At 65.6% G+C, this 26762-nt stretch carries 26 protein-coding genes and 1 pseudogene; 6 read left to right on the forward strand and 21 right to left on the reverse strand.

Translation table 11 applies throughout. From position 1 onward, the window contains the following. A partial coding sequence (locus tag LK10_RS16850) for an HNH endonuclease signature motif containing protein (protein WP_043126227.1) occupies window positions 1-655 on the forward strand: 655 nt, incomplete at its 5' end. A 110-nt stretch (window positions 656-765) separates the two neighbouring features. On the opposite strand, the gene LK10_RS16855 is transcribed toward LK10_RS16850, so the two are convergent. The 7 genes and pseudogenes from LK10_RS16855 to LK10_RS16885 form a co-directional block, all read right to left on the reverse strand. After that, a complete protein-coding gene (locus tag LK10_RS16855) occupies window positions 766-1575 on the reverse strand; it encodes an HpcH/HpaI aldolase/citrate lyase family protein (protein WP_043126453.1) in 810 nt (269 codons plus the stop codon). A gap of 8 nt (window positions 1576-1583) precedes the next feature. Further along, window positions 1584-2126 carry a MaoC family dehydratase gene (locus LK10_RS16860; protein WP_081998631.1) on the reverse strand — a complete coding sequence of 181 codons (543 nt, stop codon included), beginning with the start codon at window positions 2124-2126 and terminating at the stop codon, window positions 1584-1586. Further along, entirely contained in the window at window positions 2116-2778 is a 663-nt protein-coding gene (locus tag LK10_RS16865) for a CoA transferase subunit B (protein WP_043126230.1), read from the reverse strand. The genes LK10_RS16860 and LK10_RS16865 overlap by 11 nt, the downstream gene beginning before the upstream one ends. Then, window positions 2778-3569 (reverse strand): CoA transferase subunit A, encoded by a 792-nt coding sequence (locus tag LK10_RS16870; RefSeq protein ID WP_043126233.1) that lies wholly within the window; start codon window positions 3567-3569, stop codon window positions 2778-2780. The genes LK10_RS16865 and LK10_RS16870 overlap by 1 nt, the downstream gene beginning before the upstream one ends. Window positions 3570-3618: 49 nt before the next feature. Further along, entirely contained in the window at window positions 3619-4794 is a 1176-nt protein-coding gene (locus LK10_RS16875; protein ID WP_043126236.1) for an acyl-CoA dehydrogenase family protein, read from the reverse strand. 10 nt (window positions 4795-4804) lie between these two features. Then, window positions 4805-6924: pseudogene (locus LK10_RS16880) on the reverse strand (ATP-binding protein). Further along, window positions 6921-8528, reverse strand: a complete 1608-nt coding sequence (locus tag LK10_RS16885; RefSeq protein WP_043126238.1) for a carboxyl transferase domain-containing protein — start codon at window positions 8526-8528, stop codon at window positions 6921-6923. Before LK10_RS16885 ends, LK10_RS16880 begins: the two are co-directional and overlap by 4 nt. A 105-nt stretch (window positions 8529-8633) precedes the next feature. Between LK10_RS16885 and LK10_RS16890 the strand changes: the two genes are divergently transcribed. After that, window positions 8634-9275, forward strand: coding sequence for a TetR/AcrR family transcriptional regulator (locus LK10_RS16890; protein ID WP_052207502.1), 642 nt, complete (start codon window positions 8634-8636; stop codon window positions 9273-9275). On the opposite strand, the gene LK10_RS16895 is transcribed toward LK10_RS16890, so the two are convergent. From LK10_RS16895 to pdhA, 3 genes are read right to left on the reverse strand one after another with little or no spacing between them, the layout of a single operon-like run. Continuing rightward, on the reverse strand, window positions 9259-10614 hold the full coding sequence (locus LK10_RS16895; RefSeq protein WP_043126239.1) for a dihydrolipoamide acetyltransferase family protein: 1356 nt from the start codon (window positions 10612-10614) through the stop codon (window positions 9259-9261). The genes LK10_RS16890 and LK10_RS16895 overlap by 17 nt on opposite strands. Continuing rightward, on the reverse strand, window positions 10611-11633 hold the full coding sequence (locus LK10_RS16900) for an alpha-ketoacid dehydrogenase subunit beta (protein ID WP_043126241.1): 1023 nt from the start codon (window positions 11631-11633) through the stop codon (window positions 10611-10613). The genes LK10_RS16895 and LK10_RS16900 overlap by 4 nt, the downstream gene beginning before the upstream one ends. Continuing rightward, entirely contained in the window at window positions 11633-12781 is a 1149-nt protein-coding gene (pdhA, locus tag LK10_RS16905) for a pyruvate dehydrogenase (acetyl-transferring) E1 component subunit alpha (protein ID WP_156144239.1), read from the reverse strand. The genes LK10_RS16900 and pdhA overlap by 1 nt, the downstream gene beginning before the upstream one ends. Before the next feature lie 163 nt (window positions 12782-12944). Here pdhA and LK10_RS16910 point away from each other — a divergent pair, with 163 nt between their 5' ends. Together LK10_RS16910 and LK10_RS16915 are read left to right on the forward strand one after the other, a co-directional pair. After that, window positions 12945-13418 (forward strand): Lrp/AsnC family transcriptional regulator, encoded by a 474-nt coding sequence (locus LK10_RS16910; RefSeq protein ID WP_043126462.1) that lies wholly within the window; start codon window positions 12945-12947, stop codon window positions 13416-13418. 75 nt (window positions 13419-13493) lie between these two features. Then, entirely contained in the window at window positions 13494-15128 is a 1635-nt protein-coding gene (locus LK10_RS16915; RefSeq protein ID WP_156144230.1) for a sensor histidine kinase, read from the forward strand. A gap of 9 nt (window positions 15129-15137) precedes the next feature. On the opposite strand, the gene LK10_RS16920 is transcribed toward LK10_RS16915, so the two are convergent. The 6 genes from LK10_RS16920 to rpsB form a co-directional block, all read right to left on the reverse strand. Further along, window positions 15138-15716 (reverse strand): DivIVA domain-containing protein, encoded by a 579-nt coding sequence (locus tag LK10_RS16920; protein ID WP_043126246.1) that lies wholly within the window; start codon window positions 15714-15716, stop codon window positions 15138-15140. A 54-nt stretch (window positions 15717-15770) separates the two neighbouring features. Continuing rightward, window positions 15771-16751: a phosphatidate cytidylyltransferase gene (locus LK10_RS16925; protein WP_081998632.1), complete on the reverse strand. Its 981-nt coding sequence runs from the start codon at window positions 16749-16751 to the stop codon at window positions 15771-15773. Next, window positions 16751-17308 carry a ribosome recycling factor gene (frr, locus tag LK10_RS16930; RefSeq protein WP_043126247.1) on the reverse strand — a complete coding sequence of 186 codons (558 nt, stop codon included), beginning with the start codon at window positions 17306-17308 and terminating at the stop codon, window positions 16751-16753. The genes LK10_RS16925 and frr overlap by 1 nt, the downstream gene beginning before the upstream one ends. Window positions 17309-17384: 76 nt before the next feature. Further along, the gene (gene pyrH / locus LK10_RS16935) at window positions 17385-18152 is read right to left on the reverse strand and encodes a UMP kinase (RefSeq protein WP_043126248.1); all 768 of its coding nucleotides are present in this window, start codon (window positions 18150-18152) and stop codon (window positions 17385-17387) included. A 166-nt stretch (window positions 18153-18318) separates the two neighbouring features. Further along, a complete protein-coding gene (gene tsf, locus LK10_RS16940; RefSeq protein ID WP_043126252.1) occupies window positions 18319-19155 on the reverse strand; it encodes a translation elongation factor Ts in 837 nt (278 codons plus the stop codon). Window positions 19156-19278: 123 nt separating this feature from the next. Next, window positions 19279-20160 (reverse strand): 30S ribosomal protein S2, encoded by an 882-nt coding sequence (gene rpsB, locus LK10_RS16945; RefSeq protein WP_043126254.1) that lies wholly within the window; start codon window positions 20158-20160, stop codon window positions 19279-19281. 435 nt (window positions 20161-20595) lie between these two features. Between rpsB and LK10_RS16950 the strand changes: the two genes are divergently transcribed. Beyond that, window positions 20596-21198 carry a M23 family metallopeptidase gene (locus LK10_RS16950; RefSeq protein WP_043126257.1) on the forward strand — a complete coding sequence of 201 codons (603 nt, stop codon included), beginning with the start codon at window positions 20596-20598 and terminating at the stop codon, window positions 21196-21198. A gap of 21 nt (window positions 21199-21219) precedes the next feature. Here LK10_RS16950 and LK10_RS16955 read toward each other — a convergent pair whose 3' ends face one another. Further along, entirely contained in the window at window positions 21220-22398 is a 1179-nt protein-coding gene (locus LK10_RS16955; protein ID WP_043126259.1) for an acyl-CoA dehydrogenase family protein, read from the reverse strand. Window positions 22399-22510: 112 nt separating this feature from the next. On the opposite strand from LK10_RS16955, the gene LK10_RS23085 reads away from it, so the two are divergent. After that, window positions 22511-22816: a protease inhibitor I42 family protein gene (locus LK10_RS23085; protein ID WP_197061973.1), complete on the forward strand. Its 306-nt coding sequence runs from the start codon at window positions 22511-22513 to the stop codon at window positions 22814-22816. 2 nt (window positions 22817-22818) lie between these two features. On the opposite strand, the gene LK10_RS16960 is transcribed toward LK10_RS23085, so the two are convergent. The 4 genes from LK10_RS16960 to LK10_RS16975 all read right to left on the reverse strand — a co-directional run bounded on the left by LK10_RS16960 (window position 22819) and on the right by LK10_RS16975 (window position 26385). Then, window positions 22819-23322, reverse strand: a complete 504-nt coding sequence (locus tag LK10_RS16960; RefSeq protein WP_156144231.1) for a hypothetical protein — start codon at window positions 23320-23322, stop codon at window positions 22819-22821. A 226-nt stretch (window positions 23323-23548) separates the two neighbouring features. Next, window positions 23549-25042, reverse strand: coding sequence for a hypothetical protein (locus LK10_RS16965; protein WP_043126265.1), 1494 nt, complete (start codon window positions 25040-25042; stop codon window positions 23549-23551). A 268-nt stretch (window positions 25043-25310) separates the two neighbouring features. Beyond that, window positions 25311-26102 carry an ABC transporter ATP-binding protein gene (locus tag LK10_RS16970; protein WP_052207503.1) on the reverse strand — a complete coding sequence of 264 codons (792 nt, stop codon included), beginning with the start codon at window positions 26100-26102 and terminating at the stop codon, window positions 25311-25313. A 22-nt stretch (window positions 26103-26124) separates the two neighbouring features. Then, window positions 26125-26385 (reverse strand): hypothetical protein, encoded by a 261-nt coding sequence (locus tag LK10_RS16975; RefSeq protein ID WP_043126266.1) that lies wholly within the window; start codon window positions 26383-26385, stop codon window positions 26125-26127. Window positions 26386-26762 lie beyond the last annotated feature (377 nt).

Below are 26762 nucleotides of genomic sequence, written 5' to 3' on the forward strand. Positions count from 1 at the left end.
CGACTGGGACACCGGGGCCGCGCTCGGGGTCGGGCGCACCGCCTACCGCCCGCCCAAGGCACTGCGCCGCTACCTCGCCCACCGCGACGGCGGATGCAGGTTCCCCGGCTGCACCCGCCCCGCCCACGCCTGCGAACCCGACCACACCACCGAATGGCAGGACGGCGGCACCACCGACCCCCGCAACCTCGCCCTCCTGTGCCGGAAACACCACGCCCTCAAATCCATCGGCGCCTGGACCTACCACCACCCACCAGACAGCCACCACCAACCAGACAGCCACCTGCCTCCAGACGGCCACCGCCAACCCGAGGCCGAGGAATCGAGCGGGGGCGCTACGCCGCCGGGACACCTGAACCCGTCGGGCCGCTCGAAAGCGCCGGGAAGTCTGGAATGGACATCACCGCTCGGGCGCACCTACATCAGCGAGCCCGCAGACCGGCCTGCAGACGCGAAGGACCCCGGCGCACACACGTGCGTGCCTGAATCGCCCGGCACCGAAGCCGGCTCGTCCGCTTGCGACGACTTTCGGCCTGCCTGGGACGGCTTTCGGTCGGCCCCTCCCGACAACCGGTCCATCGCGCCGAGCGAGTCACCATCGGGAAGCGAGCCTGCTACCCAACGGCCACGCCAAGGAGAACCGCCGCCGTTCTAAGAGCACTCAGCGTTCAAAGCGCACTCAGCGTTCAAGCCCACTCGGAAACGTCGGACGGGATCCTCCTCGCTTAACGTCCCCCCGCTTGACTCCCACCTGCGAAGTCCACGCTAGACACCCGCGCGCCGCAGCACGGATTCGGCGTGCCTCAGGATCGGTCCGTCGATCATTCGCCCCTGATGTTGAAAAACTCCGGTGCCAGCGGTCTCGGCCGCGGCGAGCAGCTCGCGGGCGGCAACAACAGCCTCTTCGCTAGGCGCGTATGCCTCTCGCACAACCGCCACCTGACTGGGGTGAATGCATGCCTTGGCGGTAAATCCAGAGGCTGCGGCGTCGACCGACTCGGTGGCAAGACCAGCAAGATCAGGTATCGCGGTGTAGACGGCATCTATTGCCGCCTTGCCGAACGCCCCCGCCGAGAGCAGCACGGTCGAACGGGCGTGGAGAGCCACGGCGCGATAACCGCCGTCGTCCGCCCTGCTCGACGTGCCGCCCAAGGAAGCGATCAGATCCTCTGCACCCCACATGAGGCCGACGACGTTCGGCTCAGCAGCAATCCCACCGCAGTTGAGTACGCCAAGCGCCGTCTCGCAGAGTGCAACAACGTCAAGATCAGGGAGCTGGCGCACCTGTTCGACGCTCTCGGCCTTGGCGAGCATGACAGTGCGATATGGCGTTGTCGCGAGGGCCGCCAGGTCCGCTTCAAAATCGGCCGTCGAGGCGGCGTTGATGCGCACGATTGTCCGCGCAGGGTCGAGGGGGTGCGCGGCGAGGTTCTCTCTGGCGCTCTGCTTGGCATCCGGTGCGACTGCGTCTTCCAGATCGAGGATGACGGCGTCGGCACGGTCGGCTGCCTTGGCGAAGCGCTCGGGGCGGTCAGCCGGGCAGAAAAGGAGAGCGGGGCCCATAGAGAAGGGCACTGCGAAGGTCATCGATGAGCATCCTTGGTCCACATCAGGCACGTGCGCTTGGCACGGGCGACGACGACGCCGTCCTGATTGCGGCCGATGTGCTCCATCGTCACGATCCCCTGACCGGGACGGGACGATGACAGCCGCTTCTCGAGGACGACAGTTTCCGTGTAGAGCGTATCGCCGTGGAACAGGGGGTGCGGGAACGAGACGTCGGTGAGGCCGAGCTGCGCAACGATAGTGCCTTGGGTGAGCTGGGCGACCGATTGCCCGACCAGCGTCGCCAGCGTGAACATCGAATTGACGAGCCGTTGGCCGAAGGGCTGGCTAGCGCTCCACGCGGCGTCGAGGTGGAGGGCCTGAGTATTCATCGTCAACGCGGTAAAGAAGACATTGTCGGCCTCAGTGACGGTGCGCCCGGGGCGGTGAGCGTAGACAACGCCCTGCTCGATCTCGTCGTAGTACAGCCCTCGTTGCTCGACAATGCGAGGCTGATCCCCGTTCGGCTGATCCCCGTTCACCTGGTTCCCGTTCGGCTGTTCCCTCGCCTCAGGGCTCATTGTCGTGGATCTCCACATCGAGTTCGGCATCGGTCTTTGCGGCGACCTCGTCCTCCGTTACGCCCGGGGCAAGCTCCCGGAGCACGAAGACGGAGCGCTCCCCATCGTGGACGACGTCGATCACTCCGAGGTCGGTGATAATGCGATCCACGCAGCCAGTCCCGGTGAGCGGGAGCGTGCATTCGCGCAGCAGCTTCGGCTTCCCCGTCTTGTCCGTGTGATCCATCATCACGATGAGCTTCTTTGCGCCAAAGACGAGGTCCATCGCGCCGCCCATGCCTTTGACCATCTTGCCGGGGATCATCCAGTTCGCCAGATCGCCGCTCTGAGACACCTCCATTGCGCCCAATACCGCTACGTCGACGTGACCGCCACGGACCATTCCGAAAGAGGTGGCGGAATCGAAGAAGGCCGCACCCTTATTGACCGTCACCGTCTCTTTGCCGGCGTTGATGAGGTCCGGATCGATTTGATCCTCGGCAGGATAGGGGCCGGTTCCGAGGATGCCGTTCTCCGAGTGCAGCACAACTTCGACACCGTCGGGGATGTAGTTCGGAATGAGGGTCGGCATTCCGATGCCGAGATTCACGTATTGACCGTTCTTGAGTTCGCGGGCCACTCGCGCAGCCAGCTCGTTCCGCGACCAGGGCATCAGGAAGCCTCCCCTCTCGACTGGCCGGCACCCGTCGCGGCCGTCCTCTTCTCGATTCTCTTCTCCCCCAACGGGCTATCGGAGGGCACGTGCACAATGCGCTGGACAAAGATCCCGGGGGTATGGATGTGCTCCGGGTTGAGTTCGCCCGGCTCGACGAGCTCCTCGACCTCGGCGATGGTGACCCTTCCCGCCATGGCACAGAGCGGGTTGAAGTTCATTGCGGTCTCGTGGAAGACGAGGTTCCCGTGCCGGTCTCCCTTGAGGGCGTGCACAAGACCGAAGTCGGGGGTCAACGACTCCTCGAGGACGTACTCGGCGCCGTGAAACGTGCGCACCTCCTTTGGTGAGGAAGCCTTCGCGACGTTCCCTTCGGCGTCGTACTTCTGCGGCAGGCCGCCTTCGGCGACCTGCGTTCCGACTCCCGCCGAGGTATAGAACGCCGGGATGCCAGCTCCTCCGGCTCTCAGCTTCTCCGCGAGCGTCCCTTGCGGCGTGAGGACGACCTCGAGCTCCCCTGCCAAGAACTGCCGCGCGAACTCCTTGTTCTCGCCTACGTAGGAGCTCACTGTGCGCCGTATTCGGCCTGAGGAGAGGAGGACGCCGAGGCCCCAGTCGTCGACGCCGCAGTTGTTGCTGATCGTCTCGAGGTCCTTCGTGCCTCGGCGGAACAACGCGTCGATGAGGCCAACGGGAATTCCGCACAGCCCGAAGCCACCGACGGCGAGGGAAGCCCCGTCCGGGATGTCAGCCACGGCCTCCTCGACAGTGGCCACCACTTTGTCGATCACAGCCCCTCCTCCAGAATCCGACTCCTAGATTTACGCCCTGGCACCCAAGCTACAGCCCCAGCTCCCGCGCAATCAGCATGAGCTGCACCTCGGTTGTCCCCTCCCCCACCTCGAGGATCTTCGAATCGCGGTAGTGGCGCGCCACAGTGAATTCGTTGATGAACCCGTAACCGCCGAACACTTGGGTCGCATCGCGGGCGTTGTCCATCGCCGCCTCTCCGGCAACCATCTTCGCGATCGCCGCCTCGGTCTTGAACGGCTTGCCTGCGAGCATCCGGGCGGCAGCGTCGTAATAGGCGAGCCGTGCGGTGTGAGCGCGGGCCTTCATCCGGGCGATCTTGAACTGGATGGCCTGGTACTTGCCGATAGCCGTTCCGAACGCACTGCGCTCCTTCGCATACTTGACCGACAGGTCAACACACCCTTGAGCCGCGCCGGTCGCGAGCGCGGCGATGGCGATGCGGCCCTCGTCGAGGATCGAGAGGAAGTTGGCGTACCCGCGGCCTCGCACCCCGAGCAAGTTCTCCTCAGGCACTCGAGCGTCTTTGAAGGAGAGCGGGTGGGTGTCCGAGGCGTTCCAGCCGACCTTGTTGTAGGGCCGTTCCGCCCGGAACCCGGGGGTACCGGACGGAACGATGATCGTGGAGATCTCTTTGCGGGCAGTTCCGTCGTCCCGTTGCTCGGTGCCGGTCACCGCCGTCACGGTCACGAACTTGGTGATGTCCGTTCCGGAGTTCGTGATGAACTCCTTCGCACCGTTGATCACCCATTCGCGCCCCTCGGCACTATCCTGTAGGCGCGCGTAGGTCTTCGTCCCGCCCGCGTCCGAGCCAGCTTCGGGCTCCGTGAGCCCGAAGCCTGCGAGCGAGCGCCCGGCAGCGAGATCCGGCAGCCAAGTCTCCTTCTGTTTCTTGGTTCCGAACCGGTAGACGGGCATCGCACCAAGCGAAACTCCGGCCTCGAGGGTGATGGCGACCGACTGGTCGACGCGCCCGAGCTGTTCGAGCGCGAGGGCCAGGGCGAAGTAGTCGCCGCCCATGCCGCCGTACTCCTCGGGGAAGGGCAGGCCGAAGAGGCCGAGATCACCCATCTGCGCCACGATCTCGTAGGGGAAGCTGTGCTCCTCGTCGTGCCGTTGCGATACGGGCGCGACGACCTCGTCCGCGAACTCGCGCACGGTATCGCTGAGCTCCTGGTATTCGTCGTCGAGTTGGAAGTCGACCATGAGCAGCTCCTCAGGATTGGGGGGAAGGTTCGGGGGCGGCGTGAGTTGATGCGGGCGTTACGGTGGCCACGACCTGATCTGCCTTGACGAGCGCGCCGATGCCGACATGGAGCTGGACGGTCCCAGCGACGCCGGCGACGAGCTGGTGCTCCATCTTCATCGCCTCGACGCTCACGAGCGGCTGCCCGGCTCAACGCTCTGGCCCGGCGCGACGGCGACCGAAACGACGGTACCCGGCATGGGAGAGCGCACCTCGGGTGAGGCCTCGCCCTCGTTCCGGTGGATCGCGGCGAGAACTCGCTCGAGTCGCTCCGCGCGGCCGAGCACCGGGAACGCGATCGACCATCCGCCGTCGCCCAAGAAGATCCGCTGGCCCTCGCCAGCCCGGCCCACGGCCCACGAGTACGTGTGCGGCTCGCCATCGAGCTCAAGCTGCACTGAATGGCCGACGACGGCGAAGCTCACCTTGCGCTCGCTGCCCGCCTCGACGGCGACGCGCCAGAGGTCGGGTGGAGTACCGCGATCGCCCTGAGGCGCGGAAACGCGCACGGTGACGACGCCGCCGTCCGGCGTTCCGAGCGTCACGCGTCTCGCAGCCGCGGCGCCGGAGCGCCACCCGTCCAGACGCCAAGCGCCGGCGCCGTCGTGCCGTTCCCGTGTGTGCTCGGCGAGGAGGGCTGCGGCGACCATTTCGGCCTCTTCCGGGGCCCGGAACTCGAGATGCTCAAGCCTCCGCTCGATGAGTGTCGTGTCGAGCTTGCCTGCCTGCACATCCGGGTCCTCGAGGAGCAGCCGCAGGTACTCGATGTTGGTCGCGACGCCCAGAACGGCGTAGTCCGCGAGCGCAGCATCGAGCCGGGTGAGGGCTTCGTTCCGATCGCGGCCCCAGGCGATGGTCTTGGCGAGCATCGGGTCGTAGTCGGCGCTGATGTTCAGGCCCTCGAGGAGCGAACTGTCGACGCGGATCCCGCTCCCTACGGGCTCTCGCAGGAACTCGATGGTTCCCGTCGCGGGGAGGAATTCCCGCCGTCCGGCTCCGGTCTCGACCAGCGCCTCGGAGTAGACGCGCGCTTCGATGGCGTGGCCATCGAGGTGGAGATCGTCTTGGACGAGCCCAAGCGGTTCCCCAGCGGCGATGCGGAGCTGCTGCTCGACGAGGTCCACCCCCGTGACCATCTCGGTGACGGGGTGCTCAACCTGCAGGCGCGTGTTCATCTCCATGAAGAAGAATTCGTCGGGTGCCTCGTCGCTCACGAGGAATTCCACCGTCCCGGCGCCGGTGTAGCCGACGCTGCGCGCGGCGTCGCACGCCGCCTGGCCGATCTTGGCCCGCGTCTGCGCGCCCAGCGCCGTGTCGAACAGGGGCGAAGGTGCCTCCTCGATGACCTTCTGGTGGCGCCGCTGCAGGGAGCACTCACGCTCGCCCAGGTGGATGGTGTTGCCGTGCTGGTCGGCGAGGACCTGGACCTCGATGTGCCGCGGCGCACGGATGAGCCGCTCGAGGAACAGCGTGTCGTCCCCGAACGCGGCGGCGGCGACCCGGCGGGCCGTCGCGAGCGCTCGAGGAAGCTCGTCGGCCGACTCGACGACGTGCATTCCCTTCCCGCCGCCCCCGGCGGAGGGCTTGATCAGCAGCGGGTACCCCACGCCGTCGGCCGCCTCCACTAGCTCAGCGTCGGTGAGCCCCGGGCGGGCGATGCCGGGCACCACCGGCACACCGAAGCCCGCCACGTGGTTCTTGGCCCGGATCTTGTCCCCCATGACCGCGAGGGCCTCGACCCCCGGGCCCACGAACGTGATCCCCGCCTCGCCCAGCGCCCGGGCGAAGGCCTCGTTCTCGCTGAGGAAGCCATAGCCGGGATGGACAGCGTCGGCCCCAGTGGCACGGCAGGCCTCAACGATCGCGGCGATGTTGAGGTAGCTTTCCGGAGCGGCCGCAGGGCCGATACGCACGGCCTCGTCCGCCTCACGGACGTGCCGCGCGCCACCATCGGCGTCGCTGTAGACGGCAACGGACGCAATGCCGAGTCTGCGCAGGGTACGGATGACGCGGCACGCGATCTCCCCGCGGTTGGCGACGAGGACCTTGGTGAAGAGTGGGGCTTCCTTCAAATGGCTCACCTTCCTCACATCCTGAAGACGCCGAACGAGGTGTCCGGCAGCGGCGCCTGGGCGACGACGTCGAGCGCCATGCCGAGCACGCGCCGGGTGTCCGACGGGTCGATGATGCCGTCGTCCCAGAGCCTGGCCGTCGAATAGTAGGGGCTCCCCTGCTCCTCGTACTGCGCCTTGATCGGGGCTTTGAAGGCCTCCTCGTCCTCGGCGCTCCACTCCTCGCCGCGGGCTTCGAGCTGCTCGCGCTTGACCGTCGCAAGGACGCTGGCCGCCTGGTTCCCGCCCATGACCGAGACCCGGCTCGCCGGCCACATCCACAGGAAGCGCGGCGAGTACGCGCGCCCGCACATCGAGTAGTTCCCCGCGCCGAACGATCCCCCGATCACCACGGTCAGCTTGGGGACGCGCGTCGTCGCGACGGCGGCGACCATCTTCGCACCGTGCTTGGCGATCCCGCCTCGCTCGTAGTCCCGGCCGACCATGAAGCCGGAGATGTTCTGCAGGAACACGAGCGGGGTGCCGCGCTGGTCGCACAGCTCGATGAAGTGCGCGCCCTTCATCGCGGACTCGGAGAACAGCACCCCGTTGTTCGCCACGATCCCCACAGGATGGCCGTGGATCCGCGCGAACCCCGTGACGAGCGTCTGCCCGTAGTCCTTCTTGAACTCGTGGAACTCGCTTCCGTCGACGATCCGCGCGAGCACCTCGTGCACGTCGTACCTGGCGTTGACGTCCGTGGGCACGACGCCGTACAGCTCGCCCTGGTCCGCCTTGGGCTCGACGGCGGCGAGGACCTCCCAAGGCGGGGAGGACGGCGGCGGGAGCGTCGCGACGATGCCGCGGACGATGTCCAGGGCGTGCTCGTCGTTCTCCGCGAGGTGGTCCGCGACGCCGGAGATCTTGGCATGGACCTCGCCGCCGCCCAGTTCCTCGGCGCTCACGATCTCCCCGATCGCGGCCTTCACCAGCGGCGGGCCGCCGAGGAAGATCGTCCCCTGGTTCCGCACGATGACCGTCTCATCGCTCATCGCCGGCACATACGCACCCCCGGCGGTGCACGAGCCCAGCACGGCGGCGATCTGCGGGATCTTCGCCGCCGACATCCGCGCCTGGTTGTAGAAGATCCGCCCAAAGTGCTCCCGGTCCGGGAACACCTCGTCCTGCCGCGGCAGGAACGCCCCGCCCGAATCCACGAGGTAGACACACGGAAGCCGGTTCTCGAGCGCGATCTCCTGCGCCCGCAGATGCTTCTTCACCGTCATCGGGTAGTACGTCCCGCCCTTGACTGTCGCATCGTTCGAGATCACGAGAACCTGCCGTCCGTGCACCAGCCCGATCCCCGCGATCACCCCGGCACCGGGGCTCTCGTCCCCATACATCCCGTTGGCGGCCAGGGGCGCGATCTCCAGGAACGGCGATCCCTCGTCCAGGAGCATCTCGATCCGCTCCCGCGGGAGCAGCTTCCCACGGGCGACATGCCGCTCCCGCGATCGCTGCGGGCCGCCGAGCGCCGCAGCAGCAAGACGCTCGGCGAGCTCGGCGGCAAGCGCCCGCTGGGCGGCCTCGTTCTCCGCGAATTCCGCACTCGCAGGGTCGGCCCGGGTGAGCAGAGTCTCCATCGAACCTCCGGCCTGATCAGTTAGTGACGATTAACTGAAAACCAAGTTAGTCTGGATTAACTGTGATGTCCACCACTCCCCTGCCGCCACTCTTTCGGAGATCATGTGAACGAGACCGCCAGCCCCCGCAGTGAGGCAAAGGCCGTACGGCGTCAAGCCCTTCTGGACGCGGCCGCGGCCCTGTTCGCTGCTCAAGGCTTCGCAGGAGTCTCCCTCGACGACCTGGGGGCCGCTGTCGGCGTCAGCGGACCTGCCATCTACCGCCACTTCAGTGGAAAGCAGGCTGTGCTCGGGGCCCTGCTCGTGGGAGTGAGCGAGGAGCTCCTCACCGGCGGCAGCCGTGCGGCAGGGCTCGCCCCAGGCGGGGAGGCCGACGACGGCGGAACCTCGCTCCGCGCGCTTGTGGCCTTCCATGTGGACTTCGCGCTCTCCAAACCTGACGTCATCCGCGTGCAGGACAGGGACTTCACGAGCCTCTCGCCGGAAGACCAGAACGCCGTGCGGACCCTCCAGCTCGCGTACGTCGACGTGTGGGTTGAGGCGCTCCGCCGCTTGCAGCCCGAGGCCTCCCGAGCCGAGTTGAGGCTCCGGGCCCAGGCGGTGTTCGGGCTCATCAACTCGACGCCGCACTCAGTAGGACGCACTCGGCGCGACGGGGGAAGGGTCCCCGCCGCGCCCGCCCGTAAGCTGCTCGAGTCAATGGCGCTGGCGGCGCTCACGGCGCCTTCAGCTACACCATCGTCATGACCATGCCCGGGTCCCCGAGGATCGCCCCGACGTCCGCGAGGAACCGGGACCCCTGCTCGCCGTCAACAATCCGGTGGTCGAACGAGAGCGAGAGCGTGAGCACCTCGCGCAGCGCGATCTCCCCGCGATACTCCCACGGCATGCGCCGGACCTGGCCCAAGGCCAGAATGGCAGCTTCGCCCGGGTTGAGGATCGGCGTCCCCGCGTCCACCCCGAAGACGCCAATGTTCGTGATGGTTATCGTTCCGCCGGTCAGGTCACTCGGCCCGATGCGTCCATCTCGGGCAGCATCCACGAGGCCTGCGATCGCATCGGCGAGTTCGCGCAGGTCGAGCATCTCGGCATCCTTGACGTTCGGCACGAGGAGCCCGCGGGGCGTCGCTGCCGCGAAGCCGAGGTTCACGTAGTGATACTGGACGATCTCCTGGGCCTTCTCGTCCCACTTGGCGTTGAGGGACGGGTGCCGGCGCAGCGCTACGAGGACGGCCTTCGCGGCCAGCGTCATGGGCGTGAGCCTCACGTCGGAGAACGCCTTCGACGCCTTGAGCCTGGCCAACAGCTCCATTGTCGGAGTGACATCGACCGTGAGGAACTCGCTCGCGTGCGGCGCCGTGAAGGCGCTCGCCACCATCGCCGCTGCAGTCTGCTTGCGCACCCCTTGGACAGGGATGCGGGTCTCGCGTTCGCTGGCGCCAGACGAGGTCGCCGGTGGGGCACCCGGAGTTGAGGGCTCCACCGTACCCACCTCGGCGAGTACGTCGTCGCGCGTCACCAGGCCCTTCGGCCCGGTTCCATGAACGACGGCGAGGTCCACCCCGAGATCCTTCGCGAGCTTTCGGACGGGCGGGGTCGAGCGAGGACGCTCCGGGCGAGGTTCGGCAGCTGGACTCGTGGCCGCGCTCGCAGCCGGACCCGTGGCCGGCACCGTAGCGGCGGCGGCAGCCGGACCGGCGGCTGATCCGGCGCTTGGCACCGCTGTCGCCCAGCTCCTGGCCTTGCGAGCAGGGCGGCCGGCTGCTTCAGGCATCGCCCCGTATCCGACCAGGTTGGGCTCTCGCCTCGGCGCGGCGGTTCCTGTCACCTCGAACTCCGCGATCGGGGCCCCAACGGCGACGACCTGCCCCGGCTCAGCCAGCAGCGCGGTGACCCTGCCCGCGAAGGGGCTGGGGAGCTCGACAACGGCTTTGGCCGTCTCCACCTCGCCGATCACCTGATTGAGCTCGACCGAGTCTCCGACGCCGACGCGCCACGCTACGATCTCCGACTCCGTGAGCCCCTCGCCGAGGTCCGGCAGCCGGAACTCGCGCGTCTGGGTCTGAGCATCTGCTGTTGCAGTCATTCGCCCTCCTCAGTCCCGCTGAGGGAATTCGGCCGCCCCATTGCTCGGTCGACGCCGTCGAGGATCCTGTCGAGATCGGGCAGGTGGAAGAACTCGAGCTTTGAGTGCGGGTATGGCACGTCGAATCCCGTGACACGCACAGGGGCGTGCTCGAGGAAGTAGAAACAGCGTTCGGTAATGCTGGCCGCGATTTCGGCGCCGAGCCCGGCTGTCTGCGAGGCCTCGTGTGCGATGACGAGGCGGCCTGTCTTCCTGACGGACGCCTCGAGCGTCGCGTAGTCAATCGGCGAGAGGGAACGGAGATCAATGGCCTCGACCGAGATTCCTTCGTCCGAAGCCGCGGTCGCGGCATCCGCACAGGTCTTGGCGAGGGGGCCGTACCCCACGAGCGTCACGTCCGTGCCCTCAGTGAGCACGCGCGCAGCGCCCAGATCGAGACCGCCCGGCCCCTCGAGACCCGCCGTTTCGTCGACTTCGCCCTTGTCGTGATACCGCCGCTTGGGCTCGAAGAAGACCACTGGATCGTCGCACGCGATGGCCTGCTGAATCATCGAGTAGGCGTCCTGTGGATTCGAGACGGCGACGACACGGAGCCCAGCCGTGTGCACGAAATACGCCTCGGGCGATTCCGAGTGATGCTCGGGAGAGCCAATCCCCCCTCCGAAGGGGATGCGGATCGTCAAGGGAACCTTGATCCGCCCCAGGCTGCGGAAGTGGAGCTTGGCCACTTGGGAGACGATCTGGTCGAACGCCGGGTAGACGAAACCGTCGAACTGGATCTCGATCACCGGCCGATACCCTCGATAGGCCATGCCAATCGCGGTCCCCATGATCCCGGACTCCGCGAGAGGAGTGTCGATGACACGGTGAGCGCCGAAGTCCTTCTGCAATCCGTCGGTGATGCGGAAGACGCCGCCCAGCTTGCCGATGTCCTCGCCCATGAGGACGACCTTGCTGTCACGCTCCATTGATTTGCGAAGACCCGCGTTGAGAGCCTTGGCGAAAGTCATCTCGGACATCAGCGTCCTCCCTCTGCTGTCGTCTCAGCGCCAGCACCAAGGCCACCCTCGATGCCGTGGCGGTAACGGGCGAAGTGGTCCCGTTGCCGCTCGAGCACGGGCTGCGGGCCGGCGTACACATGCTCGAAGAGGGACTCCGGTTCCGGATCGGGCATATGGATCGTCGCCTCGCGCAGGGCTGCGGCGACGGCGTCGGCCTTCTCCGCGGCCCGCGCACGCACGGCGTCGTCGACGACGCCGATCGAGGCAAGGTATGCCTCGAACCGTGCGATGGGGTCCTTTTCCTTCCAGTCCTCTAGCTCGTTGGCGTCCCGATAACGAGTGGGATCGTCCGCCGTCGTATGCGGCCCCATACGGTAGGTGACCGCCTCGATGAAAGAGGGACCATTCCCCGAGCGCGCCCTTTCGAGCGCCTCGCGGGTTGCCGCGAGGCACGCAAGGACGTCGTTGCCGTCGATGCGGACGCTCGAGATGCCGAACCCCGGAGCGCGCCGCGCTATTGGCACGTGGGCCTGGATACCGACGGGCTCGGAAATGGCCCACTGGTTGTTCTGGCAGAAGAAGACCACGGGCGCTTGGAAGCTCGCGGCGAAGACCATGGACTCGTTGACGTCGCCCTGGCTCGTAGCGCCGTCGCCGAAGTACGTGACGACGGCGGTCTCGGCGCCGTCGAACAGGACGCCCATCGCGTAGCCGACGGCATGCAAGGTCTGGGCACCGATCACGACTTGCGAGGGTGCCATGTTCATCACGAACGGGTCCCAGCCGGAGTGCGCATTGCCACGCCACTGCCTGACCAGATCAGGGAGCTCGGCTCCCCGGGCGTAGGCGACACCGATCTCGCGATAGCTCGGGAAGATGAAGTCGTCTGCACCAATAGCATGCGCTGACCCGATCTGGGCGGCCTCCTGGCCCACAAAGGGCGGCCACAGGCCAAGCTGGCCCTGCCTCTGCAGGGCCGTCCCCTCGGCGTCGACGCGGCGGGCGACGACCATGTCCTCGTAGATGGAGACAAGGAGCGCGGCCCTGTCGACGCCTTCGACGTTGCCGTCGACGTCGGCGAGAAAGCGGTCATAGCGCTCGTGCGGATGGCGAACGCCGTCCGGCGAGAGCAGCTGAATGGGAGAGCCGCCGTGTCCGGCGGTCATTTGATATGTGGACACCGGGTACGCATCCTTTTCGCTCGCGGGAGGCCTGTAGGCCCCCGTTATTTGTGACCATACTCACATCGAACAAGGCGTACAACCAATCGCACTGAAATTGAGCACAATGCCCTATCTGAGGCTTCGGCGTCGTGCTAGCCTGCGCAGCATGCACTCCGTGGATGCAACCGATGCCCGCATCCTCCGGGCGCTCGCCGTCGATCCGCGCCGGACCGTCGTCGCCTTGGCGCAGGAGCTCGGCTTGTCTCGAAACACGGTGCAGGCACGCCTCGCGCGCCTCGAACAGCACGCCTTCCTTCCGTTTGACCGCCGGATCAACCCGGCCTCCCTCGGCTACCCGCTCCTGGCGTTCATCACGGTCCACGTTCAGCAGCGGCAGCTCGCCGAGATCACCGAGGAGATCGCCCGCATCCCCGAAGTGCTCGAAGGCCACGGCTTGACGGGTACAGCCGACCTCCTCTTGCGGGTCGTCGCAGTCGATGCCGAAGACCTCTTCCGCATTCACGGAAAGATCCTCGCGATCGAGGGAGTCGACCGCACCGACACGGCGCTCGCGATGGGAGAACTCATCCCGTTCCGCATGGATCCGTTGCTCGAAAGGGGCCCGAGAACGCCCAACTGACGCAGCGCTCTCGCCCAAGCGACCATACTTGTCACAGAATTGACCAAGCCGCATCGCTTAGGGGGAAGGCCGCCCTTGGAACAGCTCTTGGACATCCTGCTGGGGCACGTCCGCTTCCACGAACTCACTCTCCGCACACGCGTAGTGCTGAATCAGCTGCCGCTCAACCTCACGATGCTCTTGGTGATGGTCATTGCCGGGGTGGTGCGCTCCGATGAATTCTCAGAGCCGGGCTTCCTCGTAAGCCAAGCCGGCGCCCTCCTGCTTCTCGCATCCTGCGCAGCCGTTCCCTGGAGCCGTCTCCCCCGGTGGTCGCATCTCGTCATTCCCGTGCTCGACTTCTACGTGATCGGGCTCCTTCGCTTCACATCCCAAGACGTTCTCCAAGGGCTCGCGCTGCTAGCGGCCTTCCCCATCATCTGGCTCGCAGGCTCGGGCTATCGGCCTCGCCTCATGGTGGCATTCGGAGGCGTCGCGAGCCTCCTCATGGTGTGGGTTCCGCATTTCATGAACGGGACGGCGGGCCCATCGACTCTCGCGGCCGAATTCCTCACGCCGTTCATGATGCTTGCCATCGGCATGGTCACCGCCGTCATGGCCCAGAGCGCGAAAGCCCAGCAGCGGCGCGTCCAAGAGCTCCTCGACCGCAGCGAGATACGAGGGCATCTGCTCGACACGATCCTTGACACCGTCGACGTCGGGGTCGGCGTATTCGACACCGAGGGCCAACTCCTGCTCATGAATTCTCAGCAGCGGGAGCTCCACGCGGTGGCCCTTCCCCCCGGGGTAGAGGACGCCCGTGAGCCCGATCTCCTCATTTTCCGCGACAGTTCCCAGCAGCCGGTTCCGACTGCTGATCGTCCTCGGCACAGGGCCATGAACGGTGAGACCTTCTCACACGAGGTGTACCGGCTGGGGCGCGGACCGAAGTCGCGCATCGTCTCGGTTTCGGCACGTGCGTACCTCGATGCCAACGGGTGCAGGGGCGGATCGGTCCTCGCCTTCTCGGACGTGACCGAGGTCGTCGCTGCCGTGCGCGCGCGGGAGACGTTCGTAGCAGCGATGTCCCACGAATTCCGAACTCCGCTCACGAGCCTCATCGGCTACGCGGAACTCCTCCAGGACGATCCGTCGCTGAGCCCCGCCGCCCGCTCGGACACCCAGGTCATGGCGCGCAACGCCCGGCACCTCAACAAAATGGTCGACGACATCCTCGCCGCCGCGACCTCCGGTGCCACAGAGGACTACCGGATGCCCTTGGACTTGGCCCGGCTCGTGCGGGAGCAGGCGGTCGCCTCCGCGCCCGAGGCAGCAAGCCGGAATATCTCCTTGGAGGTCGACGCCGACGCCGACCTTCCCATCCTGGGCGACCGAACCGGCGTCGTCCGCGTGATCGACAACCTCGTCTCGAACGCCCTCAAGTATTCCGACGACGGCGGAAAGGTGAGGCTCCGCGCCCGGCAGGACGGCACGTGGGCGGTCCTCTCGGTCGAGGACGAAGGGATCGGGATTGGCGCAGAGGATCTGGATCGGGTGTTCATGCGGTTCCAGCGGAGCTCAGCGGCATTGCGCTCAGGGATCCCGGGCACTGGCCTTGGGCTCGCTCTCGCACAGGAGGTCGCCGAGCAGCATGGCGGCGAGTTGGCGGTCACGAGCGAACTCGGCGTCGGAAGCGTCTTCACACTCCGCTTGCCACTCTGGCAGGCCTAGCCTTCCCGCTCAGGCGATCTTGGCGATGAGCTCCACGCAGCGGTCCAGGAACGCGTCAACCTGCGTCTCCTCGTAGCCGTCAGCACCGGTGACGGTGCGGAATACGGCGGTGCGCACATCGTCGGCGCTCATCGTCGCGTCGTGCTCAAGGTAGTCGAGGAGACGGTGGCAGAGATCGTCGACATCCTTCACGCTGTAGCTTGGCGAACCGCTTCTGGAAGGGCGCCGGAAACGGTCCCCGTCCGGGCGGAGGAGGCGGTTCCGGAGGATCCCCGCGAGATAGCCGACCTCATGCAGCCACGCGTCCTCTCCCTCGCTGTCGATGAGTTCATCGCGCTCACGGCGGGCAAGAGCATCCTCGAGGCGATCCAAGGCGGCATCGACCTGACTGGCGTCGTACCCTCCCCGGACTGCGTCGAATGCGACGGTACGCACCTCGTGGCTCGTTACGACCTCCGACGAGCGGGAACCGCGCAGGTAGGCACGGGCAGCCTCCATGAACTTCTCGACCTGCTTGGGGCTGTACCCCAGCTCCCCGCGGGCTACCCTCTTGAATCCCGCCGCGGCTCCCGAATCAGTGCGCGCCACCGTGCCTCCGTCCTGTTGTTTGCCAAGAATAACCTGCCGTCCCGCTGCCGCTGTCTAGGCCGACGGCAGCAGGCTGAACAGGATGTACGCGACGGGCACGCCGAACAGAAGCGAGTCGAGCCTGTCCATCATGCCGCCATGGCCGGGCAGGATGCTGCTCATGTCCTTGATGCCGAGTTCGCGTTTGACCATCGACTCGGCGAGATCACCCGAAGTCGCAGCCCCGACCATCGCCACTGCGAGGATGACCCCGACCCACCAGGGGCGGCCGAGGAGGAAGACCGTCCCGAGAACGCCGATGACGACGGCTCCGGCGACGGACCCTGCGAACCCCTCCCACGACTTCTTGGGGCTGATCTTCGGGGCCATGGGGTGCTTGCCTAGGCTTGCGCCGACGATGTAGCCGAAGGTGTCGTTCGCGACGACAAGCAGAAGTGTGACAACGAGCTGCAGAACGCTGCGAGGCACTGTGAGGCCGGGCCAGAGGCCGAGTGGTGGAGCAGGGAGCCCGGTGTCATGCAGGGGAAGGACCGCGAAGCCCACGAGGAACGGGATCCAGAGCAGTACGAAGACGCCTCCGACGACGTTCGTCACAGCTCCCTCGGCTCGCTCGAGGCTCTGCCACAGGAGGACCGCAGCCGCCGCCGCGATGAGCACGAACAGCTGGGCCTCTTGGCCGCCGAAGAAAGCCGAGATCGGGATGGCCACTGCGCCCACGAGGACAGGCACGATCGGGATGTTCGTCCTGCGGGTCTGGAGCGCACGGAAGACTTCCCAGACGCCGAGGACTCCCGCCGCGGTTCCTACGAGCACAAAACCGAGCGGCCAGACGAAAAGACCCGCGAGGACTGCCGCGAGCAGGGCGAGGCCGACGACGATGGCGGCAGGAAGGTTGCGGCCGGTCTTCGACGACGACGCAGCCTGGGCCGCCGCGTTGGCATGAGCCACCGCAGCCTCCCGCCGGGCACGTCTGGAAGCCGGCGCCCCGGGCGCATCAGGGGGCGGGCCGGCGGCCTCGGACTGAGGATCGGCCATCAGACCTCGAGCAGCTCGGCTTCCTTGCGCTTGACGAGCTCGTCCACGCTGTCCGTGTGCTGCTTGGTCAGGCCGTCGAGCTCCTTCTCACCGCGGGCGCCGTCGTCCTCGCCCACCTCGCCGTCCTTGACGAGGCGGTCGAGCGACTCCTTTGCCTTCCGCCGGATGCTGCGGATGGACACCTTCGCGTCCTCACCCTTGCCCTTGACGATCTTGACGTACTCCTTGCGGCGCTCTTGGGTGAGCTCGGGAAGGACGACGCGGATCACGCTGCCGTCGTTGGAAGGGTTCGCGCCAACCTCGGAATCGCTCAGCGCGCGCTCAATGTCGCGAAGTGCCGTCTTGTCGAACGGCGTGATGAGGATGGTGCGCGCGTCGGAGACCTGGAAGGAAGCGAGCTGCTGAAGCGGCGTCGGGGAGCCGTAGTACTCGACCATGACCTTGGCGTACAGCGCAGGATTGGCCCGGCCGGTACGGATCGAGGCGAAGTCCTCCTTGGCCACCTCGACGGCCTTCTCCATCTTTTCGGCGGCCTCGAGAAGAGTCTCTTCGATCACGGTTGCTTGGCTCCTGACTGGCTGGGCTGCTGAATGCTGGCCTGTTGCTTGTTGAACTGTTGCCATCCTAGCGGGACTACGGGGTCACCACGGTTCCAAGCTCGCCGCCCAGAATGGCCTTCGTGACGTTACCCGCGCCCTCCATTCCGAAGACGACCATTGTCACGCCGTTGTCCTTGCACATCGTCATCGCGGTCTGGTCCATGACCCTGATGTCACGGCGAAGGGCCTCGTCATAGGTGAGCCGTTCGAGCTTGCGCGCCTCGGGGTCCTTCTTCGGGTCGGCCGTGTAGACACCGTCAACGCCGCTCTTGGCCATGAGGACGACGTCGGCATGCACCTCGAGCGCGCGCTGCACGGCCACCGTGTCGGTCGAGAAGTACGGAAGGCCGGCCCCAGCACCGAAGATCACCACGCGGCCCTTCTCCATGTGCCGGATCGCGCGCCGCGGAATGTAGGCCTCCGCCACCTGCCCCATGGTGATGGCGCTCTGAACCCGAGTCTCCACGCCGGCCTGCTCAAGGAAATCCTGGAGTGCGAGGCAGTTCATGACGGTGCCCAGCATCCCCATGTAGTCAGCTCGCGAGCGATCCATCCCGCTCTGTGAGAGCTCCGCGCCTCGGAAGAAATTGCCGCCGCCCACGACGATGGCGACCTCGACGTCGTCGACCGCTGCTGCGATCTGCTCGGCAACTCCGCGCACGGTACCCGGGTCCACCCCAAGCTTGCCGCCGCCGAACACCTCTCCCGAGAGCTTGAGCAGCACGCGCCGGCGATGTTCCGGAATAGGGTCGCCAGTCACGGGGAGCGTCGCGGTCTGCACGTCGGTCTCTACGGTTTCCATGTGTGAATCTGTCCCCTCGAACCGGTGGGTAGGGCGGTGGCTGTGTTGGCCTTGGTCTAGATTATCGGCATTGCCATCACACGAAATTGCTGGCACACGAAAGGGCGGCCACCGGCGGTGGCCGCCCCTTCATGCAAGCGGGATGGCGGGCCCGGAATGAGCCTGCTTAGGCGCCGACGCGGAACCGCGCGAAGGCAGAACCCTCGACGCCAGCCTCTTTGAGGACCTGGCCGACGCTCTTCTTGGCATCCTTCGCGAATGCCTGATCGAGCAGGACCTCGCCCTTGAAGAAGCCGGTCACGCGACCGTCGACGATCTTCGTGAGCGCAGCCTCCGGCTTGCCCTCGGCACGGGCCGTCTCCTCCGCAATGCGGCGCTCGGACTCGACGAGGTCGGCCGGAACGTCCTCACGGCTGAGGTAATTCGGCGCCATTGCGGCGATGTGGACGGCGACGTCGTGGGCGGCAGCCTCAGCGGCTTCGCCTTCGCCGTCTACCGCGAAAAGAACGCCCACCTGGGCCGGGAGGTCCTTGGACGTCTTGTGAAGGTACGCATCGACCGTCTTGCCCTCGATGCGGGCAACGCGGCGGATGGCAACCTTCTCGCCAAGCACGGCGCCCTCCTCGACGACGAACTCGCTCACCGGCTTGCCGTCGATCTGAGCGGCGAGGAGGGAATCGAGTTCGGCAGCGCCGGAAGCAACCGCAGCACCGAGGACCTTGTCGGCCAGCTCGATGAACTTGGCGGACTTGGCGACGAAGTCGGTCTCGCAGTTGACCTCGACCATGACGCCGACGCCGTTCTCCACCTTGGCAGCCACGAGGCCCTCGGCGGTCGAGCGGCCCTCGCGCTTGGTCGCGCCCTTCAAGCCCTTGATACGGATGATCTCGACGGCCTTCTCGGCGTCGCCGTTGGCCTCGTCGAGAGCCTTCTTGACGTCCATCATGCCCGCGCCCGTGCGCTCGCGCAGGGCCTTGATGTCAGCAGCGGTGTAGTTCGCCATGTGAACCCCTCTGTCTCGTTCTTAGCACTTCTCACACATCGGCAGGATGGCCCCGTTTGGGCGGCGCCATCCTGCCGTCGTCCCCTGACCGGGTATCCCGGCTGGGTTCATGTCTCTGACTGACTAGGCCTGAGCCTGCTCGCCCTCGGCGGGCGCAGCCTGCTCGGCCGGAGCCGCCTGCTCAGCCGGGGCCTGCTCGGCCGGAGCCGCCTGCTCAGCCGGGGCCTGCTCAGCGTTCTGGCCCTCGAGAAGCTCGCGCTCCCACTCTGCCAGCGGCTCGGCAGAGGATGAGCCCTCGGAGCCAGCGGCACGGTTGGTGCGCGCGATGAGGCCCTCGGCAACGGCGTCAGCAACCACGCGGGTGAGCAGATTGACGGAGCGGATTGCGTCGTCATTGCCCGGAATCGGGTAGTTGACCTCGTCGGGGTCGCAGTTCGTGTCGAGGATCGCGACAACCGGGATGCCGAGCTTCTTGGCCTCGTCGACGGCGAGGTGCTCCTTCTTCGTGTCGACGACCCAGAGCAGGGACGGCGTACGCGAGAGGTTGCGGATACCGCCGAGGGTCTTCTCGAGCTTGTCCTTCTCGCGCTCGAGGATGAGGAGCTCCTTCTTGGTGCGGCCCGAACCGGCCACATCCTCGAAGTCGATCTCCTCGAGCTCCTTGAGGCGCTGGATGCGCTTGGCAACGGTCGAGAAGTTGGTGAGCATGCCACCGAGCCAGCGCTGGTTCACGTACGGCTGGCCGACGCGGGTCGCCTGCTCCGCGATGGCCTCCTGGGCCTGCTTCTTGGTACCGACGAAGAGCACCGTGCCGCCCTTGGCGACCGTGTTCTTGACGTGCTCGTATGCGCGGTCGATGTACGAGAGCGACTGCTGAAGATCGATGATGTAGATGCCGTTGCGCTCGGTGAAGATGAAGCGCTTCATCTTCGGGTTCCAACGGCGGGTCTGGTGACCGAAGTGGACGCCGCTGTCGAGCAGCTGGCGCATGGTGACGACGGGCATGCCGACGCTCCTTCCGGCAGGTCCTTCACGAGGGAGCCGTTCTGGCTGCCCTTGCCCCTGCCCTTGATGTTGACGGTTGTTCGACGAAGACCGGACGGCCAACGTCCCTGGCATCCCCTGCGAACCCGAGCCGTCCGGTTGAAGCAACCGAGCGGACCGTCAGGAACGCAGTGCCCATCGCAGGACGACGAGCTCTGAATGCGCGGAGTCGGCTTCCATGCCCTTCGATGCCTGCCGCAAACCGTACGAGGCACGTGAGCGTGACTCAGGCATATGGCATGACAAGAGAGCGCGGAAAGCCGCAGTTGCCAGTGTACTACAGCGTTCCTGCAGTCATTGGGCCTCCACAGAACAGGCGACGGCGCGTCATCCACATCGGGCTGCAGTCGTCCGGGGACTGGCGCCCACGAGGGCGATGTTCGAAGCATGGTCCGAATGCTCAGCCTGGTGCGGCTCTCAGTCGCCCTCCTCTTCGCAGTCCCCCTCTCAGGGGCTGCTGCGCAGCATCCTGCAGTCTCGGGCGGCGCGACGGAGCCAGCAACAGTCAACGCAGTCGCAGCCTATGCGGGCGCGGTCAGCGCCGCCGCGGTCAACGGCGCCAGGAGCCAGCCGGCACCAGCGCGGGGCTGGCTTTGGCCGCTTGAGCCCCGGCCCGCCGTCGTGCGTGCCTTCGACCCTCCCGCGCGCCCTTGGCTCAGCGGACATCGGGGTGTGGACCTCGCCGCCCAGCCTGGGCAGGGTCTTTTGGCACCGGACGACGGCGTGATTGCGTTCGCAGGTTGGGTCGTCGACCGCCCTGTGCTCACCATTGACCATGGGGACGGCCTCCGAAGCAGTTTCGAACCCGTGGAGACAGACCTAGATGCCGGCAGCCTAGTGACCCCGGGCCAGCCGATAGGGCGGATCGCGGCGGCCCCGCTGCACTGCGAAGGGGCATGCCTCCACTGGGGCGTCCGAAAGGACGACGACTACGTCAGTCCGCTGCGCTTCCTCGTCGACACCAGGCCGTCGATCCTTCTGCCATGGCAAGACCCGTAGGGTTCAGGACGACCGAGCGCCTCACACGATGGCGGAGATGCCCGTTATGGCTCGTCCCGTCACGAGGGTGTTGATCTCGTGGGTCCCCTCGTAGGAGAAAACTGCCTCCGCATCAGCGAAGACCTTGGCCATCCCGTAGTCGGTGACGATGCCGTTGCCCCCGAGAATGGCCCGGCCAAGGGCGACCGACTCACGCATGCGAGCAGTCGTAACAGCCTTCGCGAGGGCCGATTGCTCGTCTCGCGCCTGCCCCTCCTCCGCGAGCTGGGACACGCGGACCATGAGGCCCAGAGAGCTGACCGTGTTCCCGAGCATCGTGACGAGATGGTCCTGGACGAGCTGGAAGGAAGCTATCGGACGGCCAAATTGGAGGCGCTCGACAGCGTATCGGCGCGCGACGTCGAATGCAGCCATCATGAGCCCGACGGCTTGCCAGGCAACTGAGAGCCGCGTGGCCCTGAGCACCTTGTTCGTGTCGCGGAAGCTGTTTCCGTGGGCAAGTTTGAACTCGTCCGGAACGACGACGTCTTCGAGGGTGATGTCCGCGTTCTGGACCGCTCGGAGCGAGATCTTGTTCTCGATCTTTGTCGCCTTATAGCCCTCGAGGCGCGTGTCGACGAGGAAGGCCTTGACCTGGTTGTCCTCGACATCTCGGGCGTAGACGACGACCCAATCCGAGAACGTCGCATTGCCGATCCACCGCTTGGCGCCGTTGAGGATCCAAGACGACCCATCCCTCTGTGCCGTCGTCCGAGTGCCACCCGCGACGTCGCTCCCGCCCAGAGGTTCAGTGAGGGCGAAGGCCCCGATCTTCTTGAGCGCGTAGACGTCAGGAAGCCACTCCTCCTGTTGCTCACGCGAGGCCAGTAGTTCGAGCGAACCGGTGAAGAGTCCGTCGTGTACGCCCATGAAGGTCGCAATCGAGGCATCAGCGCGCGTGAACTCCGCGTGGAGCAGGCCTGCGAGAAGGTTCGAACGGCCTTGGCGCCGGACAGGGCTCACGATGTCGAGTTCGGCGAGCCGGGGAATCAGCTCGTGCGGAAACTCTCCTCTGTTCCAGAAGTCCACTGCGATCGGTTGGACGTTGGCCTCAAGCCACTCCCGCACCTCGTGAAGTCGGTCACGTTCCTTCTCAGAAAGAAGCGCTTCGAACGCGAAGAAATCGCCATCCGCATAGGGCAGCTCGGTTGCTTCGGGCATCTCTCTATCCTCCTGGGCACCTTTGTTACTCGCTAGTAACATACAGGGGATCTGTCCACGAAACAAGGGAGGCCCCTTGTGAGCAGACTGGCCGACTCCGACAATCGGGCGAGTGGAGAGGACACCCGAAACCCACGAAGTACGAGCAGTCGATGCTGGCGCAGAGCTCGAGGTCGCACTGTCGTCGCCCGGCGGGTCCGGCTACCGGTGGGAGCTCGCCGAGTTGGGCAGGGGAACGGAGCTCGTCACCGAGCGACCGGTAGAACCTTCATCAAGCGCCACTCCGGGTTCAGGCCGCCTCCAACGATTCGTCCTCAGAGCGGGAGCCGAGTCTGGGGTCGTCACCTTCCAACTCCGGCGCCCGTGGGAACCGCATCCCGTGAGAACTCACGCGGTGGATATCAGGGTTCACCCCTGAACCTAGGTGGTGGAGGACCGCTGCCGGGTGGATCGTTCGGCCCGCGCGAGGCTCCAACTCTCTCTAATAGTCGTGCCATCGCCGAACGGCAGTGCCGCGCAAAGCGCATGGCTGAGGGCCAGTGCGAGCCAGGCGAAGCAGACCAGAGGCAGCCAGGGTGCGACGCGGTCAGCGAACAGCAGCGGCACAAAGAAGATAGCCATGGCAGCCGGGGCCAACGGCCCAGCAAGGGCAACCGCGCCGTCAGACACCGGCACGAGCCTCATCCGGACGAGATGGCACCGCATCCCCCGCACGACGAAGATCGCCGGGGCGTCCAGAGGGGCGAGAGCACGGTATGCGACTACATGGCCCGCCTCGTGCACCAGCACCGCGAGCGCAAAGAGCAGGCCACCCGTGGCAACGGCTACGAGCGAGTGGAGCCCGGTGACGACTCCGATGACGAGGCTCATCGATACAACAGCTGCCCAGCGGGCCTGGCCCTTCGCCCAGTGGGAAGACACCACCCATACCGAGCGCCTTACACCTCGCGGAAGCACTCGCGCCCGAAACGGTGACGGACCTATCAGCGATCGCCAAGCAGGGATGTCCTCTTCACTGGCCAGCCCGAGCTCAAGCGTGTCCTGAACGAATCGATCTGAGGAACGAACTGTTTCAATCCCTAGGGAACGGTGCACGAGTCCTTCTTCTCGAACGGTCACCCCCTCTGTGATGGTGAAACGACTGAGGCCGTCAGACATATCGCGCCGCATTAGGGATCTGCACGGACGCGATCAGGGCATACAGTGCGAAGAAAAGCCCCGCCAAGGAGAGCTCCGCAAGCACACCCATCGTGGCTGATGCCGCCGAACCTGCCCAGGCTACGAACATCGAAGAACCGACCACCAGCAGGCCAGTCAAGAATCCGGACGCGGCGACGGACAGTCCCTGCTCGTCTGAGTAGGGAGCCAGCGTTCCTCCGAGCAGCGCTGCCCCCAGAACCAACGCGGCGCGGATGGAAACGGAGAGCACATCGCTTGCACTCACCATTCCGAGAGCTAGCTCGAAGATCCAGAGGAGTATCGCAACCGAAGCCCCGACGACGAAGTACGCGACAGCTTTCGGGGCGATCCACCACGACCATGATCCGTGGACCACGGCCCCGAGCCATCGGTACTTCAACGTCCTGCCCACGGCGTACATCGACAGTGCAAACGGCACCGCGGGAAGTCCCGACGCAAGCTGCTCCGCAGTAGGCCCCATTCCGCTGAGTGTCCCGAGCCAACGAACGCCGACGACGAGAAGCACCGCCATGAGCGAGGTGACGATGAACTGGGGCGTGCGGACTGCGATCAAGGCCTCGAACCAAATCGAGGAGAGGAACGCTCCCTGCGGTGGACGTGTACCGGTCAGGAGCCTGATCCCACCCGTGGACCCGCTGGAATGACGGAGGCGACCGGCGGTGAGCAGTGCCACAAGCCCGGCCGCCCACCACAGTCCGACTCCTAGGAGTTGAAAAGGGCCCCCGTGAAGTATGGCCGCGACAGCCAGACGTGTCACGAGAAGGTCTGCGACGCCCCATGGTTGGGCTGTGCCAAGCGGAAGATCGCTGCTGAGGGTGAAGACATCCCGGGAGAAGACGCCGAGGCCCACCGCCATCACGAGTGCAGCGGCAGTGGTGACAGCGTACTGATGAGGAATCCTCAGACGCCGGCTGAGCAAGGAAGACAGGGCCAGGAAGGCCCCGAGCGCGACCATCTGCAACGCCAACATGTTCCCCGCGATGGCGAATAGCGCAGCCACGAACGCCAAGGGCTCTAGAACTTGGCGCGCTACGGCAACCACCACCCCTGAGAGCGCGAGGCCAAAGGTGGCGGCGAGGCCAAGAACAGGTACGAGCTGGCCGACCTGAGACGCCAGCTGCCGCACTGGAAGGAGGTCGACAAGCGACTGGAAGGATGTTCTCGGCGGCAATGAGACGGCCAGGGCAAGGATAGTCAGGAGGCCGATGACTGAGCTCGACGAGAACGCCGTCCGCAACAACAGCTCCTTCAATTCCGGCGGGTAGACGCCGATCGATGATTGAGTCGCCGCGGCAGCAAGAACCAGGCCGAGCGCAACAGCGCTCAGAAACGCCCCCAGCACACCTACAATCACTGCTTTGCTCGATAAATGGAAAAGGGCGGCAAGATCTCGCAGCCACAGCAGCGTCGAAACGCGCGCGACGGCGCCAAGGGTGGGAAGCATTTTATCGCACCCTATCGACGGCTCCTGGAGGAAGCCCAGACAAAGCAACAGGAAACGATCAAAACGACGGCAAGCATTCCCCAAGGACTGGGCGTGAAATTGACTGCTGGCATCCCGTTCTCCTCAGTGATCCAAGCGTCGAAGATGCCGGGCAGATAGACCCGAACGCCAGTTGCCAACGCGACTGCCAGTGACCCGATCAACATTATTGTGAGCACGGAAAATCCGATCAGCATTCCGCCTAATGCGGAAAGGACAATTCGGGTCATTATGACAGCACTCCTCCTGGCAGAACATCCGATGAAAAGAGGGATGAGATGCGCACTTCACGCCGACCGCCCGCCGCACCGAGCCCGGTGACGGCCAAGAATAGCTCTTCCAAATTTGAGCACCCCTCGCGGCCCTCGATCAGCGCCTGAGGCGCACCTGCTGCGACAATCCGGCCCCGACTGAGGATAGTTACCTCGTCACACTCGCGTTCCGCTCGCAACAAATCATGGGTTGCAATCAAAACGGTGCGTCCACTCCTCCTGAAGCCGGCGAGGACGCTCCTGAGGACAGCAGCGGCATCCGGATCTAAGCCTCTGAACGGTTCATCGAGGATGGCGATCCGCGGTTCGTGGCTCAATGCCGCGATCACCTGAAGTTTCCGCCTCATCCCATGTGAGTACTGTCCCACTTGCTTGTCGAGGTCGCCCGTCAAATCGAAGATGTCAGCGAGTTCACGCGCCCGCGCGCGGTCCTCGCGCCTCCTCATGGCGTGGTGGAAATCCAGGTATTCCTGGCCTGTCAGCGCAACAGGCAAGGGGAGGTCATCGGGGGCGAATCCGAACAATTCGCGGGAACGCTTCTCGGCGATCGGAACTCCGGCGATACGAACGGAGCCTTCCGTCGGGGTCACGAGCCCGGTAATGACGTGGAGGCCGGTCGTTTTTCCCGACCCATTCGGTCCCAGAAGGCCATAGGCCATGCCCGACTCAAGCCGTAGGGTGAAATCGGAAATCGCAAGCCGCTTCCCATACCGCTTAAGGACGCCATCTACCTCCAGAGCGAAAGTCATTCCAGCCCCCACGTCATTGCCGTCAGGCCTTGCAGTAGGCCTTGAACGTCCCGCCGGTGTTCCAGTTCGGGAAATCAAAGGCCGGATACATTCCCCTCTGCTGGCAAGCAATCCACCACGCGGTCAGGACCCCGAATACCACAATGAGCGCGAGTGGGACGACGATAAAAATCGCCCAGCGATCAGTGCGGTATTGAGAGGATGCAGCGACTTCCGCCCGCTCGCGAAGGGTCGTCGACAGCGCAGCGCCCGCAGCGGCGCCTTTTGTTATAAGCAGGTTCATGGCTCCCCCATTCTTGGGTTACTTGGTTATGGGTTACTTCTTGGTTTTCCTGGGGTCGGCTTTTCTAAGACTGTGGGGCAAGCTCACTCGGCTCTCTTGCGGTGGGCGACACCTCCTCCATCTGATGGGGACTCACTCTTCCCGTCCCGCGTAGCACTGCTAGATAAAACGGGGACGAAGAAGACTTCAACGGGCAGGCCTAGAGCCTCGCTGATAAGCTGCGCGGTGCGCCGGCTGTTGAGAGACTGCGTCCTCCCAGCGACGAGGTTGTCGATTGTCCCTGGCGCACAGCCGGCGAACTCCGCCAAGGCGCGATTCGACCAGCCCTTGCGCGCCATCTGATGGAGCAGGATGTCGCGTGCGACAAGCTTCATGCG

Origin of the sequence: Sinomonas humi (assembly GCF_000802235.1) — a bacterium.
Taxonomy (GTDB): domain Bacteria; phylum Actinomycetota; class Actinomycetes; order Actinomycetales; family Micrococcaceae; genus Sinomonas; species Sinomonas humi.